The 17,791-nt window shown below is 40.1% G+C and carries 16 protein-coding genes; 11 read left to right on the forward strand and 5 right to left on the reverse strand.

Features of this window, described 5'->3' with window-relative positions; all coding sequences use genetic code 11:
* Positions 1-2 precede the first annotated feature (2 nt).
* The 3 genes from trpC (at position 3) to folE (ending at position 2,213) form a co-directional block, all read left to right on the forward strand.
* A complete protein-coding gene (gene trpC, locus CFY84_RS04230; protein WP_088822934.1) occupies positions 3-809 on the forward strand; it encodes an indole-3-glycerol phosphate synthase TrpC in 807 nt (268 codons plus the stop codon).
* Positions 810-883: 74 nt separating this feature from the next.
* Positions 884-1,576: a Smr/MutS family protein gene (locus tag CFY84_RS04235; RefSeq protein ID WP_088822935.1), complete on the forward strand. Its 693-nt coding sequence runs from the start codon at positions 884-886 to the stop codon at positions 1,574-1,576.
* Positions 1,577-1,664: 88 nt separating this feature from the next.
* A complete protein-coding gene (folE, locus tag CFY84_RS04240; protein WP_171289049.1) occupies positions 1,665-2,213 on the forward strand; it encodes a GTP cyclohydrolase I FolE in 549 nt (182 codons plus the stop codon).
* Between the two features lie 36 nt (positions 2,214-2,249).
* Here folE and CFY84_RS04245 read toward each other — a convergent pair whose 3' ends face one another.
* Positions 2,250-3,068 carry a DUF817 family protein gene (locus tag CFY84_RS04245; RefSeq protein WP_407640196.1) on the reverse strand — a complete coding sequence of 273 codons (819 nt, stop codon included), beginning with the start codon at positions 3,066-3,068 and terminating at the stop codon, positions 2,250-2,252.
* Positions 3,069-3,075: 7 nt separating this feature from the next.
* A complete protein-coding gene (hemE, locus tag CFY84_RS04250) occupies positions 3,076-4,149 on the reverse strand; it encodes a uroporphyrinogen decarboxylase (RefSeq protein ID WP_088822938.1) in 1,074 nt (357 codons plus the stop codon).
* 183 nt (positions 4,150-4,332) lie between these two features.
* Between hemE and CFY84_RS04255 the strand changes: the two genes are divergently transcribed.
* A complete protein-coding gene (locus CFY84_RS04255) occupies positions 4,333-5,583 on the forward strand; it encodes a L,D-transpeptidase family protein (protein WP_088822939.1) in 1,251 nt (416 codons plus the stop codon).
* Positions 5,584-5,633: 50 nt separating this feature from the next.
* On the opposite strand, the gene sohB is transcribed toward CFY84_RS04255, so the two are convergent.
* The 3 genes from sohB to CFY84_RS04270 form a co-directional block, all read right to left on the reverse strand.
* On the reverse strand, positions 5,634-6,584 hold the full coding sequence (sohB, locus tag CFY84_RS04260; protein ID WP_088822940.1) for a protease SohB: 951 nt from the start codon (positions 6,582-6,584) through the stop codon (positions 5,634-5,636).
* Between the two features lie 191 nt (positions 6,585-6,775).
* Positions 6,776-10,612: a phosphoribosylformylglycinamidine synthase gene (gene purL / locus CFY84_RS04265; RefSeq protein ID WP_088822941.1), complete on the reverse strand. Its 3,837-nt coding sequence runs from the start codon at positions 10,610-10,612 to the stop codon at positions 6,776-6,778.
* 171 nt (positions 10,613-10,783) lie between these two features.
* Positions 10,784-11,488 (reverse strand): VIT1/CCC1 transporter family protein, encoded by a 705-nt coding sequence (locus CFY84_RS04270; protein ID WP_088822942.1) that lies wholly within the window; start codon positions 11,486-11,488, stop codon positions 10,784-10,786.
* Positions 11,489-11,718: 230 nt separating this feature from the next.
* Between CFY84_RS04270 and CFY84_RS04275 the strand changes: the two genes are divergently transcribed.
* The 7 genes from CFY84_RS04275 (at position 11,719) to tolA (ending at position 17,747) form a co-directional block, all read left to right on the forward strand.
* A complete protein-coding gene (locus CFY84_RS04275) occupies positions 11,719-13,059 on the forward strand; it encodes a deoxyguanosinetriphosphate triphosphohydrolase (RefSeq protein WP_088822943.1) in 1,341 nt (446 codons plus the stop codon).
* A gap of 13 nt (positions 13,060-13,072) precedes the next feature.
* Positions 13,073-13,675 (forward strand): Holliday junction branch migration protein RuvA, encoded by a 603-nt coding sequence (ruvA, locus tag CFY84_RS04280; RefSeq protein WP_088822944.1) that lies wholly within the window; start codon positions 13,073-13,075, stop codon positions 13,673-13,675.
* A gap of 7 nt (positions 13,676-13,682) precedes the next feature.
* Positions 13,683-14,690, forward strand: a complete 1,008-nt coding sequence (gene ruvB / locus CFY84_RS04285) for a Holliday junction branch migration DNA helicase RuvB (protein WP_088822945.1) — start codon at positions 13,683-13,685, stop codon at positions 14,688-14,690.
* Between the two features lie 105 nt (positions 14,691-14,795).
* Positions 14,796-15,218 carry a tol-pal system-associated acyl-CoA thioesterase gene (ybgC, locus tag CFY84_RS04290; RefSeq protein ID WP_088822946.1) on the forward strand — a complete coding sequence of 141 codons (423 nt, stop codon included), beginning with the start codon at positions 14,796-14,798 and terminating at the stop codon, positions 15,216-15,218.
* A gap of 19 nt (positions 15,219-15,237) precedes the next feature.
* Positions 15,238-15,930, forward strand: coding sequence for a protein TolQ (gene tolQ / locus CFY84_RS04295; protein ID WP_088822947.1), 693 nt, complete (start codon positions 15,238-15,240; stop codon positions 15,928-15,930).
* Positions 15,930-16,379, forward strand: coding sequence for a protein TolR (tolR, locus tag CFY84_RS04300; RefSeq protein WP_088822948.1), 450 nt, complete (start codon positions 15,930-15,932; stop codon positions 16,377-16,379). Before tolQ ends, tolR begins: the two co-directional genes overlap by 1 nt.
* A 3-nt stretch (positions 16,380-16,382) precedes the next feature.
* On the forward strand, positions 16,383-17,747 hold the full coding sequence (gene tolA, locus CFY84_RS04305; protein WP_088822949.1) for a cell envelope integrity protein TolA: 1,365 nt from the start codon (positions 16,383-16,385) through the stop codon (positions 17,745-17,747).
* Positions 17,748-17,791 lie beyond the last annotated feature (44 nt).

Below are 17,791 nucleotides of genomic sequence, written 5' to 3' on the forward strand. Positions count from 1 at the left end.
ATATGGATATTGCAAATACGATTTTAGGAAAGATTGTTGATCGTAAAGTAGAAGAATTGGCAATTCGCCATAAACGATATTCGATTTATGATCTTGAACAACAAGCTCAACATGCAAGCCCTGTACGCGGTTTCGCAAAAGCCTTAGGGCAAAAACGCCCTGGTGTCATTGCTGAAATTAAAAAAGCATCTCCTTCAAAAGGTGTGATTCGTGCAAACTTTGATCCTGCTGAAATTGCACAACAATATGAATCTGCAGGTGCTGCCTGTTTATCGGTTCTTACCGATATTGATTTTTTCCAAGGCGCAGATGAAAATATTTTAATTGCCCGTAAACACTGTAGTTTACCTGCGCTTCGAAAAGACTTTTTAATTGACCCTTATCAAGTCATTGAAGCACGTGCTTTACATGCAGATTGTATTTTACTGATAGTTGCCTGCTTGTCTGATCAACAACTGGAAGAAATGTCTAAAACAGCATTTGAGCATCAACTTGATGTATTGGTTGAAGTCCACAATGAAGCAGAACTTGAGCGTGCATTACGACTTGATTCACGTTGTTTACTTGGTGTAAATAACCGTGATTTAAAAACATTTAATGTAGATTTAAACCACTCTATTCGCTTGAAAAGCTTGCTTGATCCAAGTCGAATATTAATTACAGAAAGTGGCATCGCTACACCTGATGATGTACGGTTAATGCAAGAGCATGACATCCACCACTTTTTAGTGGGTGAAAGCTTTATGAAACAACCCCATCCAGACCGTGCTTTTATTGATTTGTTTGGTCAGCCAATCACTGTAAACTAAAATTTATGTGCGCAAAGAACGGTTTATACAACCGTTCTTTGTATTTTTAAACAGGTTATATAGATGAAAACATTATGAGTAATAAAGACAGTTTTTTATCAAAATCACAAAAGAGTTTGTTAAAGCAGTTTAAAAAGCAGATCAGCCCTGCGCATACATCAGCTGTAGCACCTGTCCAAGAAAAAGCGCGTAAAGAAGAAGAGCAAATTGATGATACAACTTTATTTCAAAGCGCATTACAGGGTGTACAACGCTTAGATCACAGTAATGTGGTCCAGCGTGCTAAACCTGCAAAACCTAAAAAGCCTGATGCGCAAACGATCGCAAAACGGATTGCTGCTGAAGGCATTACAGATCATGATGGTTCATCTGCACTTTCAGATACTCAAGCCGCTTTAAATCCGGTCGGCAGTCAGCAAACACTGAGCTATCGCATTACAACACTGCAAAATAAAGTATTTGAAGATTTAAAACTTGGCAAAATGAGATGGTTTGAAGCTGTTGATTTACATGGCTGCACCATTGAACAAGCACGCGCTGCAGTACTTGAAATCATTCATTTAGCACAACAAGACAATCAAAATGTTATTAAAATTGTGCATGGTAAAGGCCCTGATGCTGTATTAAAAACCTATGTAAATGGTTGGCTTCGACAACACCGTGATGTATTGGCATTTGTAAGTGCACCTGAGAACCAAGGCGGTACAGGTGCGGTACTTGTTTTACTCAAACGTGCAGAAAAAAACCCGAAATTCCAACCTGAATAGCTTTTTAAGAATTGTTATCCTCGTTGAATAAATTTTCTGATACAATGTCGCCCTGCTTAATCTGTGCAAGTGAACATCTTTTATGTCTATGCAGCAATCTTACGAAAAAATACTTGAAGCCGTTGGCGAGGACCTTGAACGCCCGGGGCTTAAAGACACGCCAATACGTGCGGCAAGAGCCTTTTCGTATTTGACCTCAGGTTATGCCAAATCACTTGAGGAAGTGACCAATGATGCGGTTTTTCCTTCTGATAATCGTGAAATGGTATTGGTAAAGAATATTGAATTTTATTCTTTATGCGAGCATCACTTATTGCCATTTTATGGCCGTGTTCATATTGGTTATTTGCCTGAAGGCAAAGTACTTGGACTATCAAAATTTGCACGCATTACTGAAATGTTTGCTAGACGTTTACAAATTCAAGAAAATCTGACCCAAGAAATTGCTCTTGCTGTGGAACAAGTCACAGGTGCACGTGGTGTTGCTGTTGTCATCGACTCTGCACACATGTGTATGATGATGCGCGGTGTGGGTAAACAAAACTCAACCACACGAACAGTATCTTTTGTCGGTGAGTTTAAAGCGCATACTGAAGCACGTCGTGAATTTTTAAGTGCTGTGCCAGAGAGTTATTAGTCTATACAAGTGAATCAATAAAAAAGGATAATTTAATTATCCTTTTTTTATGAACTGCTCTTTTAGCTGCCAAATACCATTGCTTTGGCGTTGCCCTGAAATTTTTAAGACAAAAACCAAGCTCAGCATCAAGAGCAAATACCATGACCCGATCTTTCCGATCCATACCATATGCCAGCCATCAGCCTGATTTGGATAGACCCAAATATCATAAAATGTGCTGATATTTTCAGCCACCCAAATGAGACTTGCAAGCACCAACAACAAAACCAGCATGGGTATAGTAAATTGTTGCCTATTGACCCAAAACACCGCTTTTGTTCGCCAAAATAACCATATACTCCATATAAACAATATATTTCGAATATCAAAAATAAAAAACTTACTCATAAAATTGATATATGCCACCAATGCCAATACCATCAAGTATTTAAATTCAGGCAATGCAATAAAAGATATATGAAATAAACGAATGGCACGTGCAAAAAAACTGCCGATGGCAGAATACATAAATCCTGCAAACAATGGCACTGTCAGTATTTTCAACACCGCAGGTTCAGGATATTGCCAAGAGCCAATATGTGGTGCAGTAAGTACAAGCTCCATAATGAGTGCCAAGACATGAAATAAAGCAATCACTTTTGCTTCTTGCCATGATTCAAGTTTGAAGTACATAAGCAAGCCTTGTACAACAAGGGCAAAGAAAAACAAAAAGTCATATCGGTATAAACCGAAATAAGGTTCTGTACCCATGCCATAACTCAAGGCAAAAATAAGCAGCAATAAAATACCAAAAAGCGCAGCGGATATAGACCGCTGCGCAAAAGTTAACATCAATTTCAACGGGTTTAGCACAATCGAATTAGCCCAAATATTTCGCACTATATTCATGTACTGTATCAACAAATATTTTTGGCATATCTGGATTCACCCATTGAGTAATTCCATGCCCTAAATTCGCGACATAGCCTGTTTTTTCACCATGACGATATGCATCATCAAGCATTTGTTTCACTGCATTTTCAATTGTTTTAGCTGAGCCATATAAGGTGGCTGGATCTAAATTACCTTGTAATGCGACACGGCCTTGAACACGCGCACGTGCCTGATCTAACGGTGTTGTCCAATCTAACCCATAGGCATCTGCATTGGCATCAAGCATGGTTTCTAACCACTGCCCACCACCTTTTGTGAATAAAATAACAGGGATACGACGACCATCCTTTTCACGAACTAAACCGCCCACAATTTTTTTCATATAATTTAATGAAAATTCGACATATTGACGGTGTGCAAGTGCCCCACCCCAACTGTCAAAAATTTGTACAGCTTGTGCACCCGCTTCAATTTGTGCATTTAAATAGTCAATTACGCTGTCTGCCAAATGGTCAAGCAAAGCATGTAGCAGTTCAGGTGATTTATAAAGCATTTCTTTAGTAAATCGATAATCTTTACTTGAACCGCCTTCAATCATATAAGTCGCTAAAGTCCATGGACTGCCCGAAAAACCAATCAAAGGAACTTGCCCAGACAAAGCTGAACGAATTGCACTGACGGCATTCATGACATAATCTAAATCGGTGCGCGAATTTAATTTGGGTAATTTGGCAATATCTGCTTCTGTACGAATGGTATTTTTAAATTTTGGTCCTTCACCTGTTTCAAAATATAGCCCTAAACCCAATGCATCAGGAATAGTTAAAATATCAGAAAACAAAATTGCGGCATCTAACTCATAACGGCGTAACGGCTGTAATGTTACTTCACATGCCAATTCTGTATTTTTGCATAAAGATAAAAAATCGCCTGCTTGTGCACGGGTCGCTTTATATTCTGGTAAATAACGTCCTGCTTGACGCATCATCCATATTGGGGTGGTATCTACTGGCTCTCTGAGTAATGCACGCAAAAAACGATCATTTTTTAGAGTTGTCATGGTGGTCCAATGCTGTAATCATTTAACTGTATCATAACAAATAACCTTCACATTAGATAACAGAGCCTTACGATTATATACATTGGAACTATACATGAGGCATACGAAATATTTAATGCAGGCTATATCAAATTCTGTAATAATTAGCTAGTTCTATTACAAAATAATTCTAAGGTTTAAATCATGTTTGTTCGCTCATTACTCGCTGTGAGTTTAAGCTATTTAATGCTAAATAGTGCGTTTGCCGCGTCTGAAGTCGCACAATCTGTTTCTGTTACAAGCCAAGAAGAGCCAACGTCTTCAAATACCGCATATGACTCAAATACAGCGCCTTTGAGTTCGCGAAGTGCTTCTGAAATTATGGTTAATACAGAAACAGCATCAGATGCAACTCCTGTTGCTGCTTCTGAGGGTCAAATGACCACTCAAGAGCAAAGCCATTTTAATGAAGTCACAGATGCTGTGCAAACCATTGATACCAACGCTGAACGCCAAACGTCACACCGTGCGGTATCAAGTGCTGAAAAAAGAGATTGGTCACTCGATAACTTAAACCGTGCTGAATGGTATCCTAATATTGGTAAAGGACAATTTCCAATTTATGCACGTGCCCAAGTGATGTTGAATAACACCCATGCATCGCCTGGCGCAATTGATGGATCAAGTGGGAAAAATACCTTAAAAGCGATTGCATCTTTTCAGCAAATCCAAGGCTTACCTGTCACAGGTGCCCTAGATCAAGCAACATGGGATGCATTGGTTAAATTACAAGGTAGCAAACCGACCTATATTGAATACACGATCACTGAAAGTGATTTAAAAGGTCCTTATGCCAAAACCATTCCACATGACTATGCATTACAATCTAAAATGAAAGGATTGTATTATACGCGCGTTACAGAAATGCTTGGTGAAAAGTTCCATATGGATGAAGCCTTTTTGAAACAGCTCAACCCAAATGCAGACTTTAATAAATTAGGACAAAAAATTATTGTGACCAGTGTCCGCAATAATTTACCTGAAGACATTCACTTAATTGTGGCGCACAAAGGTGCAAAACAACTGTACTTATTTAACTCTAAAAACCAAATGGTTGGCTCATTCCCAGCAACTATTGGTAGTACAGATACGCCGTCTCCTGAAGGAACATACCGAGTCACAAATGTGACACCAAATCCTTGGTATAGTTACTCACCAAGTAACTTTGTTCAAGGCAAAAACTTAAAACCACTGTCTTTACCACCAGGTCCAAATGCACCAGTAGGTAATATTTGGATTGGTTTAAGTAAAAAATCATTTGGTATTCATGGTACGCCACAGCCGTCTTTAATTTCTAAAACAGCATCGCATGGTTGTATTCGTCTAACCAATTGGGATGCAAATGATTTAGGACGTAAAGTAAAATCTGGCACGATTGCAAAATTTGTTAATTAAAATAGACATAAAAAAATAAGCCCAAATGGGCTTATTTTTTTATATAACCATTAAATTTTTGGATCACGTAGCTGAGTCATTGACTGTTGTGACTTTGCTGCCAATTCTGTCAACTGATGAAAAACAACAGGGATCACTTGATCTGCCATCTGCGCAGCTTGTAAGCCTAACTTTTCGCCCAATGTCGGTTTGTGACGGGTACTAATTAAATAAACATCATGCTCATTGATCAGATTTAAAATCACTTCGTCTGAGGTTTTAAGCTCATCTGCCAAGTCAAAACGCAATGCATCTTCACCATACCAATGTTCACCTGTCGCAACTTTCTCAACATTCAATTGTGGACGGTATTTTTCTACAAAATGCTTAAATAGCTCATGTGTTTGCTGCAATTCTTGCTCAAATTTCTCTTTACCTTCATCGGTATTTTCACCAAACATGGTAACTGTTCTTTTGTATTGCCCTGCAGTATATAATTCAAAGTCAACATTCTTTTCTTTAAGCAAACGATTAAAGTTTGGGATTTGTACCACAACACCAATTGAACCTAAAATTGCAAACGGTGCAGCAATGACTTGATTTGCAATACATGCCATCATATAACCACCACTCGCAGCAACTTTGTCTACAGTCACAGTTAAATGGAACCCTGCGTCACGCAAACGAACTAATTGAACCGCTGCCAAGCCATAGCCATGTACCACACCGCCTGGGCTTTCTAAACGTACAACAACACGGTCTTTACCAGGTGTTGCAGTCGCAATAATTAAAGTAATTTCTTCGCGTAAATTGGTCACTGCAGAAGCTTGAACATCGCCTTTAAAGTCAACCACAAAAACACGTTCTTTACTTTTTTTACGTTCTTTATTCTTTTTAAATAAGCCAAGTAAAGACTGTTTCTTCCCTTGATTTTGAGCAATTTTCTTTTTTTGCTCATTTAAACGTGCATTTAAATGGGTTACACGAATTTCTGCAGGGAGTTTTGGCAATTGAAATAACATATTGTCGCCTAATAATTTAAATATCTTATTAATATGGATACTTTTTCAGAAAAAACAATAGCTCACCTGTGTAATTAATACCGAATATATACAGGAATACGATTTTAAGTCATATAGATCACATGTACTTGATCCTATTTTTGACACAAAAAAGCGTGCCTTAAGCACGCTTTTTTATTACAGAATACATATTAGCCGATAAATTGACGCGCATTACGGAACATACGTAACCAAGCACCATCTTGATCCCAATCTTCAGGTGCCCAAGAATGTTGAATCGCGCGGAAATTACGTTCAGGATGCGGCATTAACACGGTTGCACGACCATCTGCAGATGTTACACCTGCAATTGCATCAGGCGATCCATTTGGATTGAGTGGGTAATGCTGAGTGGCTTGACCATGACTATCCACATAACGCAGAATAATTTGATCTTGCGATTTTAATGCTGCAAATGCATCTGCTGATGCCACTGCACGCCCTTCACCATGTGCAACTGCAATAGGTAAAATAGACCCTTCCATACCCTGTAGTAACACAGAATTTGAACGCTCAACTTTCACGTTAACACTACGTGCTTCAAATACTTCACTGACATTACGTTGAAAACGTGGCCAATGTTCAGCGCCAGGAATCAGTGGTGCAAGTTGCGATAGCATCTGACAGCCATTACACACGCCTAAGCTGAATGTATCTTGACGTCCAAAAAAGCGTTCAAACTGATCACGTAAGCGGTCATTAAAGAGTACAGATTTTGCCCAACCACCGCCTGCACCTAATACATCACCGTAAGAGAATCCACCACATGCCACCAAGCCTTTAAAATCTTCTAAGCTGACACGACCAGCGAGTAAATCACTCATATGGACATCAACTGTATTAAAGCCCACTTGGTCAAATGCAGCTGCCATTTCTACATGACCATTTACGCCTTGCTCACGTAAAATTGCCATATTTGGACGGCTTAAATTTAAAAATGGTGCTTCAATCGCTTCGTTTAAATCATATGTTGGCTGAGCAATTAATCCGTGATGTTGATCATCTGCAATTAATGCAAATTCTTGATCCGCGGTTTCAACATTGTCACGTAAACGCTGAATCTGATGTGACACTTCAGACCATGCATGTTGTAATTCAACACGTGATAACGCTAAACCATTTACAGTCAATTGATCTGTTTGGTTGACTTGACCAATCACAGTCAGCATATCTTTTAAATCTGATTGTTGAATTTCAGCATCTAATACAGCCCAATCTTCAGCTTTAAATTGAAGTACAGCACCAATTTCTTCAGCAAACAAACGATCAATTGATTGCTCATGCAAGTTCACACCCAATCGTGATGCAAACATCATTTCTGCAACGGTTGCAAGCACACCGCCATCACCAATATCATGGTATGACTGAATGACACCGCGTTGATTCCATGCCTGAATCGTGGCAAAAAAGCGCTTTAAATCATCAAATGATTCGACATCAGGTGTTTCATTACCAATTGATTTATAAACTTGCGCTAGAATTGAACCACCTAAACGCTGTTGCCCTTTAGACAAATCAAAACGCACAAGCACGCTGTCAGTTAAATTCTTTAATTCAGGAGTCAAGGTACGGCGTACATCTTGTACAGGTGAAAATGCTGTAATGACAAGTGACATTGGTGATGTGACTGATTTGTCTTCACCTGAATCTTGCCATGTTGTACGCATAGACAATGAATCTTTACCGACAGGGATCGCAATGCCTAGCGCAGGGCAAATCTCCATACCGATCGTTTTTACTGCATCAAATAAAGCTTGATCTTCACCCGGTTGACCTGCCGCAGCCATCCAGTTTGCTGATAACTTAATATCGCTCAATTGTTCAATGTCAGCTGAAGCAATATTGGTAATGGCTTCGGCAACAGACAAACGTGCTGATGCAGCAGGATTTAAAATGGCAACTGGTGGACGCTCGCCCATTGCCATCGCTTCACCAGTATAACCTTGTAAACTTGTTGTAGTTACAGCAGCATCTGCAACAGGCACTTGCCAACGACCAACCATTTGATCACGTGCAACCATACCTGTAATTGAACGGTCACCAATGGTAATCAAAAATGATTTTGATGCCACTGTTGGGTTTTTCAGTACACGAAAAATAGATTCTTTTAAGTCTAAGCTGCTTGTATCAAAGTCATCGCCTTGGCGAGTCGTGGTGTCATACGAACGCTGCATACGCGGTGTACCGCCAAGTAACACCTGCATTGGCATATCAACAGCATCATTATTGAACAATGGGTCTTGAACCGTTAAATGACGTGCTTCAGTTGCTTCACCAAGTACAGCAAATGGACAACGCTCACGCTCACAAATTGCTTCAAACTGTGCCAATGATTCTGGACGAATCGCAAGTACATAACGCTCTTGCGCTTCATTTGACCAAATTTCCATTGGAGACATGCCTGACTCTAATGATGGAATTTTGCGTAAGTTTAATACAGCACCTAGCTCGTGATCATTCACAAGTTCAGGCATTGCATTTGAAATACCACCTGCCCCGACATCATGAATCGATACAATTGGGTTTTCATTTTCTAAACGCCAGCAAGTATCAATCACTTCTTGGCAACGGCGTTCCATTTCAGGGTTTTCACGTTGTACAGATGCAAAGTCTAGGCTTTCTCCTAAACTACCGCTGTCAACTGAAGATGCAGCACCACCGCCAAGACCAATCAGCATGGCAGGTCCGCCAAGTACAATCAGTAAATCTTTAGGTTGAATTGGATCTTTTTCAACATGGTCAGGGCGAATATTGCCATAACCACCTGCAATCATGATTGGCTTATGAAAGCCTTTCACATCACCATGAATACGCTGTTCGAAGGTTCTGAAATAACCATTTAAGTTTGGACGACCAAACTCGTTGTTAAACGCTGCACCACCTAATGGTCCATCAATCATAATTTGTAATGGTGATGCCATGCGTGATGGCTTGCCATATTGCTCTTCCCATGGCTGTTCAAAGCCCGGAATATTTAGGTTAGATACTGTGAATCCTGTTAAGCCTGCTTTGGGTTTACCACCGCGCCCTGTTGCACCTTCATCACGAATTTCACCGCCAGAACCTGTGGCAGCTCCTGCAAATGGAGAAATAGCCGTTGGATGGTTATGGGTTTCTACCTTCATTAAAATATGTGCAGCTTGGCTTTTATATTTATAAATATAATGTCCAGTGTCTGCGTCTTGCTTTGGATAAAAACGCATACTGTCATAACCAACAATGACCGATGCATTGTCTTTATATGCAGACAATACATCTGTTGGTGATTCTTTATATGTATTTTTAATCATTTGGAACAGTGATTTTGGTTTTTTTTCACCATCCACTGTCCATTCAGCATTAAAAATTTTATGACGACAATGCTCTGAGTTTGCTTGAGCAAACATCATGAGTTCAATGTCGTTTGGATTACGGTTTAAAGTGGTGAATGCATCAACCAAATAATCAACTTCTTCATCAGACAATGCAAAACCAAATGCTTGGTTTGCTTCAACTAAAGCAGATTTGCCTTGCCCTAAAATATCAATCGTGTTTAATGGTTTTGGTGCAGTTTCTTGGAATAAAGCACTTGCATCATCGATTTGATTAAACAGTGTTTCTGTCATGCGGTCATGCAGCAAATGTTTAACTTCATCAGATAAGGTAGATACCCCTTGAATGGTATACAAAATGCCGCGTTCAATGCGATGAATTGGAGTATTACAGTTTTTAAAAATATCTGATGCTTTCGATGACCACGGTGAAATGGTTCCGACACGAGGTGTGACTAAAATTTGTACTTCATCACTTGCAGTATGCTTGAGTGTATAAGATGCGCCATCATTGAGTAATTGTTCTGCTGCTTGCAGTGCATCATCACTAAGCGCTTGATCAAACAAATAAACCCATTGACTTTCTATTGATTGAATAGAACTAAGAGACGATAAACGTGATAATAGTTGCGTTTTCTTAAAAGTAGAATGTGCTACCGCACCGGCCACGATAAACATGTTGATTTTGGCTCCACGGGTAAGTCTTAACACCTTACCGCAATGTGACTTAGAGGGAGCCCATATCATACTGCTTATTCTTTCAATGAGCTAGTTCAAAGAAATAGAATCAGCCATTTAAATGCAAATTTATTCTAAAATCTGCATGAATCTTTTAAAAATAGATTGAATCTAGACCGCTGAAACTTCAAATAAAGAACCAATCCAAAATGTAAACGACATGGCTAAAATCCCCCACACCACCACGCGTAAAACACCTTTTAAAATGGGACTTCCACCCGCATAACTTGCCACAGCACCAAGCAATCCCAAAGACAAGACCCCAACCACCATAATACCAATTTGCAAATGATCTCTTGGCAACAACAAAATGGCAAGCAATGGGCATAATCCCCCTAAACCAAATGCAATTGCAGAAGATGCCGCAGCCAAAAATGGTTGTGCAGCCATTTCTTCACTGATACCAATTTCATCACGTGCATGAGCTGCCAAAGCATTATGCGCTGTTAATTGCTGTGCGACTTCTAAAGCAAGCTCTTTATCTAAGCCACGATGAATATAAATTTTAGTTAACTCTAATAGCTCTAAATCAGGCGATAAATCTAAACTTGCAGCTTCCATTCTTAAATCAGCATCTTCGATATCTTGCTGTGACTTTACAGAAATAAATTCACCTGCCGCCATGGATACAGCACCTGAAATAACGCCTGCAATACATGTAATCAGTAATGTATGAACTGTTGCACCACTTGCTGACATTGCAACCACTAAACTTGTGACTGAAATAATGCCGTCATTTGCACCCAAAACAGACGCGCGTAGCCAACCTGAGCGTTCAATATAATGATTTTCTTCATGATGTGAATGAAGTGACATAATAACTCTTCTTTGTGATGTAATAATTAGTGTGTAAAAATCCACCTTAATCATCAGTCAATGAGTGATTGCATCACTCAATCTGATCTATAATGAACTGATACTACAGACACGTCATCGAAATCTATCTTTTTTGTGTAAAACGACAAGCTTTGACGCCAAACACTAGAGAAGCAAATGTTTTTTTGGCATGATAACAATGAACCAAAACAAGAGAATATATTTAATCAATGGAAGAAATGCGTTGGGCAGAACTCCTTTCGGCAACTCGTTTAGGAAGTAAAAAAAGTATCAACGAATTGGGGCGCAGCCCTTTTCATAAAGATTATGACCGAATTATCTTTTCACAAAGCTTTCGCCAATTAAATAGAAAAACCCAAGTTCACCCATTAACTCAAAATGATGGTGTACACACTCGACTGACGCACTCGCTTGAAGTCTCTTGCATTGGTCGTTCTTTGGGTATGCTTGCTGCTGAAAAAATCAAAAGTCAATTGCCGGTATGGGTCAGTCCCGCTGACATAGGCGCCATTATCCAAGCTGCATGTTTAGCACATGATATTGGCAATCCACCATTTGGTCATGCAGGTGAATATGCTATTCGCGAATGGTTTGATGATGCATCACATAAAGAATTACTCCATACGTTGAGCCTTGAAGAACAAGCTGATGTCAGACAATTTGAAGGCAATGCACAAGGCTTACGTTTATTAACACGGGTCGATGACCATCCTGATGATGGCGGCATGCGTTTAACCTTTGCCACTTTAGGAACTTATATTAAATATCCTTGGCTATCGCATTCGATTGACCCAAACAGTCAACAACCTGCACATGCACGCAAAAAATTTGGTTGCTATCAAACCGAAAAAGAAATACTAAAAAAAATTGCAGATACGCTCGGTTTAATTGAAAAAGCACCGTATCACTACTGCCGTCATCCACTCACCTATCTGTTAGAAGCTGCCGACGACATTTGCTATGCACTGATAGATCTTGAAGATGGCATCAGTTTAGACATGCTCACTTATGAAGAAGTCGAGCCAATATTTATTGATTTAATTGCAGATTATGGCATTCCTGCCGAATTTTCACGCCCATGGGCAACATGGCAACAAAAGATTGCGTCTTTACGCGGTCGTGCTATGAAACGTTTGGTTGAAGAAGTTGCTTCTACATTTGCACGGCATCAATATGAAATTTTAACAGGTCGTTTAGATGGTCCTTTATTGCAATATTGCCCGCCTGACATATCACATGGTATTGAGCGCGCTAAAAACTTAGCTCGTGATAAGATTTTTGGGCATCGACAAAAAATGGATTTAGAAATTGTAGCCCACATGAGCTTACAACACATTTTAAATGCATTTATTCCATTGACTGTGCCTGCAAAGCATTTAAGCTTTAAAGACCAAAAACTCATGACCATTTTGCAACAATATGGCGTCCATTTTACAGAAAGTCATTACCAAAACATCATGCAGGTATTAGACATTGTCGGCAAACTCTCAGATCATCAAGCATATGATTTAGCGCAAATCTTACAAGGTCGTCGACTGACATTAATTTAACCAAGGAACTTACATGATTGGCTGTTTAATCGGTGAAGTGATTGCACTTGAAGCCCCAACTGTTTTACTCAATGTGCATGGCGTAGGCTATGAAATTGACACGCCTTTATCTACATTTTGCCAGTTACAAAAAGGTCAACAAGTGACTTTATGGACACATTTGGCTGTTCGGGAAGATGCACAATTACTATATGGTTTTATTGATGTACGAGATAAAACCTTATTTCGTATTTTATTAAAAGTCACAGGCGTTGGCCCTAAAATGGCACTTGGCATACTCTCCACGCTCAGCGCAGACTTGTTAATTCAAACAGTTGAACATGATGATATCAATACGCTCATCAAAGTGCCGGGAGTGGGTCGAAAAACTGCAGAACGCTTAATGATTGACTTAAGAGATCGAATTAAAGCATTAGCACAATCTACCGACTCACAACGTCTTGAAACCACTCCGCTTGCATTTTCTGCACCGTCAGCTGTGGCTGAAGCAGAAGCTGCTTTGCTCTCTTTAGGCTATAAGCCATTAGAGGCTAAAAAAGTCGTGGCAATGGTTAAAGATCAACATACTGAAGTGGCCGATATTATTCGTGCTGCTCTTAAATCAATGATGAAATAGTTGCCTTATGCAAGATAGAATGATCAGTGGTTTTGAAAAACCCGAAGACCAAATTGACCGTGCCATACGCCCTGCCACCTTAAGTGACTATATCGGTCAGCCTGTGGTGCGTGAGCAAATGGAAATTTTTATTGGTGCCGCGCGAGGTCGTGGTGAAGCACTCGACCATACCCTGATTTTTGGCCCGCCAGGATTGGGGAAAACCACCTTAGCCAACATTATTGCACGTGAAATGGGCGGAAACTTAAAATCTACATCAGGTCCAGTTTTGGAGCGTGCTGGTGATTTGGCTGCACTGCTGACCAACTTAGAAGAAGGCGATGTGCTGTTTATCGATGAAATTCATCGTTTATCACCTGTAATCGAAGAAATCTTATATCCTGCAATGGAAGATTATCAGCTTGATATTATGATTGGTGAAGGTCCTGCTGCACGTTCTATTAAACTTGATTTACCTCAGTTTACCTTGGTTGCAGCCACCACACGCGCAGGTTTACTCACCTCACCATTACGCGACCGTTTTGGCATTGTGCAACGACTTGAATTCTACTCTGTAGAAGACTTAACTTTTATTGTCGAACGTTCTGCTCGTTTAATGGATGTTGTGACCAGTGCTCGTGGTGCAGAAGAAATTGCTCGGCGTTCACGTGGTACACCGCGGATTGCCAATCGCCTGCTTCGTCGTGTTCGTGACTATGCTCAAGTCAAAGGCACAGGTGAAATTACATCTGAAATTGCTGAGCGTGCCTTAGATATGCTCAATGTTGACCGCTCAGGTTTAGATACACTCGACCGTCGTTACTTAAGCATGTTGATTGAACGTTTTGATGGTGGCCCTGCAGGAGTAGACGCTTTGGCTGCAGCAATGGCAGAAGATACAGGTACACTTGAAGATGTTATTGAGCCTTATCTTATTCAGCAAGGTTATGTCATGCGTACAGCACGTGGACGGATCGCCACCAATTTGGCTTATATTCAGTTTGGTTTAACACCACCTGAAACCGTCATACAATAAAATAAATCGCATGAAATCAAGGCAAGTGTGATCTATTGATACGACTTGACCTGATTTCACTGATTTACCTCATCAGTACTTTTATTTAATAAAATGTGAAATGTCATGACTGCCAATACAACCCATCAAGCATTCAACTTTAAAATTCGTGTCTATATTGAAGATACTGATGCAGGTGGCATCGTATATCATGCCAATCATCTCCGTTTTATGGAGCGCGCTCGTACCGAATGGTTACGAGTATCTGGCATTGACCAATATTGGCATCAAACCGATTACCAGTTTGTAGTTCGTCACATTGGTATTAAATATTTACGTCCAATATTAATGGATGATTTAATTGCTGTAACAGCACGTGTTATTTCTTGTAAAACTGCATCATTTATATTGCAACAAAATATTTATCGTGGTGAAATCTTGCTTGCAGCTGGTGAGGTTGAGTTGGCTTGCTTAAATCAGCAACTCGTACCACGGAAATTGCCAGCAGAAATCATTACCTTGATTCAAAAAGACATGGCACAAGATTAGGCTTACATGACGTTTAACTATGACAACTCAAACATCGCTACACATCACTGATTTAATTTTACAAGCAAGCCCTGTTGTCCAAGCAGTGATGCTCATTTTATTGATTGCATCACTTTATAGTTGGTATCTAATTGCAAAACTGTCTATGGGCTTTCGTAAAGCCGCTGCACAAGATGAACATTTTCAAAAAATGTTTTGGTCTGGGGCTGAAATTGACACCTTATTTAACAATGCACAGCTCAATTCGAAGCGTAATGGCTTAGAAGATATTTTTTATGAAGGCTATGCTGAATTTAATAAACTGAAAAAACGTCATGCGTTGATCACACAAAAAATTGACGGCACAGAACGTATTTTACGTGTTGGATTAAGCCGTGACCAAAGCCTGTTAGAACATGGTCTAGGACATCTTGCAAGTATTGGCTCAGTTGCACCATATATTGGTTTGTTCGGTACGGTTTGGGGCATCATGAATGCCTTTATTGGTCTTGCTGCAGTCGAGCAAGTCACTTTGGCAACTGTAGCGCCAGGCATTGCTGAAGCATTGATTGCAACAGCAATTGGCTTATTTGCGGCTATTCCAGCAGTGTTGGCATTTAACAACTTCACATCGAAAGGTGAAGCGATTTACTCAGATCGTGCCTTATTTGCCGAAGAAATGGTGGCTTTATTACAGCGTCAATCAATGGGCTTTTCTCAGGAAGCTGAATAATGGCGATACAGCGTTCAGGACGTTTTAATCGAATTAAAAAACCACTTAACAGCAATATGAATGTGGTGCCATATATTGATGTCATGTTGGTATTATTGGTCATTTTTATGGTGACAGCCCCTATGATTTCGAGCAGTTTAAAAGTCGATCTTCCTAAAGCCAATAGTCAACCATTTGAATCAAAACAATCTCCTGCCATTGTTAGCTTAGATGCAGATGGACAATATTTTCTTAATTACAAACAGTTTAAAGATCAAGCCATGAATCTTGATCAACTAAAAGATGAGCTTTCAAAAGCGCAACAACATGCGGAAAGCGAAAATCAAAATTTAACTGTATTAATTAATGGCGCACAATCTCGACCTTATGGTGAAGTTGTCACCTTGATGGGCAGTTTACAAGATGCAGGTTTAACACAAGTTGGGCTACTTACTGATCCTGTTAAGTGATTTATGAAAAAATTCCAAAAAACATCCGCGCGTCATGACAATTTAAAAGCGCTTGGCTTTACTGTTGGCATACATACTGTTGCGATCATAGGCTTACTTTATTTAGGCATGAGCCGACCTGTACCTGAGCCAAAAACCCTTCAAACCTATTTAGTGAGTTCTGATCAACTCCCAACAGAAAATAATGCGGATACCGTATCGCCTCCTGCACCTGAAATGCCTTCAAGTCAAACAGATACTCCTTTGTCTACGCCGCCTGTAAATAACGATCAAGCCGAAGCACAAACTGCTGCATTAGCTGCATTGGCACAGCAACAAGCGTTAGAAAAAATAAAAACAGAACGCGAAGCAAAAGAAAAAGCCCAAAGTGATGCCAAGAAAAAAGCTGAAGCTCAAGAACAGGCGGATGCGAAACAAAAAGCGGATACAGAGGCTAAGCTCAAAGCGGAAAGTGATGCAAAGCAAAAAGCTGAGGCGCAAGCTAAACTAAAGACTGAAAGTGATGCTAAACGTAAAGCCGAAAACGACGCCAAGCAAAAAGCTGAAGCACAAGCCAAGCTAAAGGCGGAACATGATGCTAAACGTAAAGCCGAAAACGACGCCAAGCAAAAAGCTGAAGCACAAGCCAAGCTAAAGGCGGAACATGATGCTAAACGTAAAGCTGAAAACGACGCCAAGCAAAAAGCTGAAGCGCAAGCCAAACAAAAGGCTGAACATGATGCTAAACGTAAAGCAGAAAACGACGCCAAGCAAAAGGCTGAAGCACAAGCCAAACAAAAAGCTGAAAGTGATGCCAAACGTAAAGCCGAAGCTGACGCCAAGCAAAAAGCTGAAGCACAAGCCAAACAAAAAGCTGAAAGTGATGCCAAACGTAAAGCCGAAGCTGACGCAAAACAAAAAGCTGAACATGATGCCAAGCGTAAAGCCGAGAACGATGCTAAGCAAAAAGCTGAGGCGCAAGCCAAGCAAAAGGCTGAACATGATGCTAAGCGTAAAGCTGAAAATGACGCTAAGCGTAAAGCCGAAGCGGAGGCCAACCAAAAGGCTGAAAGCGATGCTAAACAAAAAAATGCGGCACAACAAAAAGCTGAAGCGAAAAAAATTGCATCAGATGCTAAAAATCAATTTACCAATAAAATTAAACAAGTGTGGGATGTTCCAGCAGGTTCAACTGGGAAAACAGCCAATGTACGTGTAACCTTAACCGATACAGGGGCTATAGCTTCAGTCATTGTTAACTCAAGTGACCCTGATGTAAAAGCCAGTGTTGAAGCTGCAGTAAAACAAGCTGCACCGTATCCATTACCAGCAGACCCTGATGCAAGACGAGAAGCGAGGTCATTTAGTGCAACGTTTACAGCAAAGTAATATTTTATTTGGCTGATCTGAAGTAAATTAAATAGGTACTATTT

The sequence above is a fragment of the Acinetobacter apis genome (assembly GCF_900197575.1).
GTDB lineage: Bacteria > Pseudomonadota > Gammaproteobacteria > Pseudomonadales > Moraxellaceae > Acinetobacter > Acinetobacter apis.

Coding starts and splice junctions, on each gene's coding strand:
- trpC (WP_088822934.1), top strand. CDS start 3: ATGGATATTGCAAATACGATTTTAGGAAAGATTGTTGATCGTAAAGTA.
- CFY84_RS04235 (WP_088822935.1), top strand. CDS start 884: ATGAGTAATAAAGACAGTTTTTTATCAAAATCACAAAAGAGTTTGTTA.
- folE (WP_171289049.1), top strand. CDS start 1,665: ATGCAGCAATCTTACGAAAAAATACTTGAAGCCGTTGGCGAGGACCTT.
- hemE (WP_088822938.1), bottom strand. CDS start 4,149: ATGACAACTCTAAAAAATGATCGTTTTTTGCGTGCATTACTCAGAGAG.
- CFY84_RS04255 (WP_088822939.1), top strand. CDS start 4,333: ATGTTTGTTCGCTCATTACTCGCTGTGAGTTTAAGCTATTTAATGCTA.
- sohB (WP_088822940.1), bottom strand. CDS start 6,584: ATGTTATTTCAATTGCCAAAACTCCCTGCAGAAATTCGTGTAACCCAT.
- purL (WP_088822941.1), bottom strand. CDS start 10,612: ATGTTTATCGTGGCCGGTGCGGTAGCACATTCTACTTTTAAGAAAACG.
- CFY84_RS04270 (WP_088822942.1), bottom strand. CDS start 11,488: ATGTCACTTCATTCACATCATGAAGAAAATCATTATATTGAACGCTCA.
- CFY84_RS04275 (WP_088822943.1), top strand. CDS start 11,719: ATGGAAGAAATGCGTTGGGCAGAACTCCTTTCGGCAACTCGTTTAGGA.
- ruvA (WP_088822944.1), top strand. CDS start 13,073: ATGATTGGCTGTTTAATCGGTGAAGTGATTGCACTTGAAGCCCCAACT.
- ruvB (WP_088822945.1), top strand. CDS start 13,683: ATGCAAGATAGAATGATCAGTGGTTTTGAAAAACCCGAAGACCAAATT.
- ybgC (WP_088822946.1), top strand. CDS start 14,796: ATGACTGCCAATACAACCCATCAAGCATTCAACTTTAAAATTCGTGTC.
- tolQ (WP_088822947.1), top strand. CDS start 15,238: ATGACAACTCAAACATCGCTACACATCACTGATTTAATTTTACAAGCA.
- tolR (WP_088822948.1), top strand. CDS start 15,930: ATGGCGATACAGCGTTCAGGACGTTTTAATCGAATTAAAAAACCACTT.
- tolA (WP_088822949.1), top strand. CDS start 16,383: ATGAAAAAATTCCAAAAAACATCCGCGCGTCATGACAATTTAAAAGCG.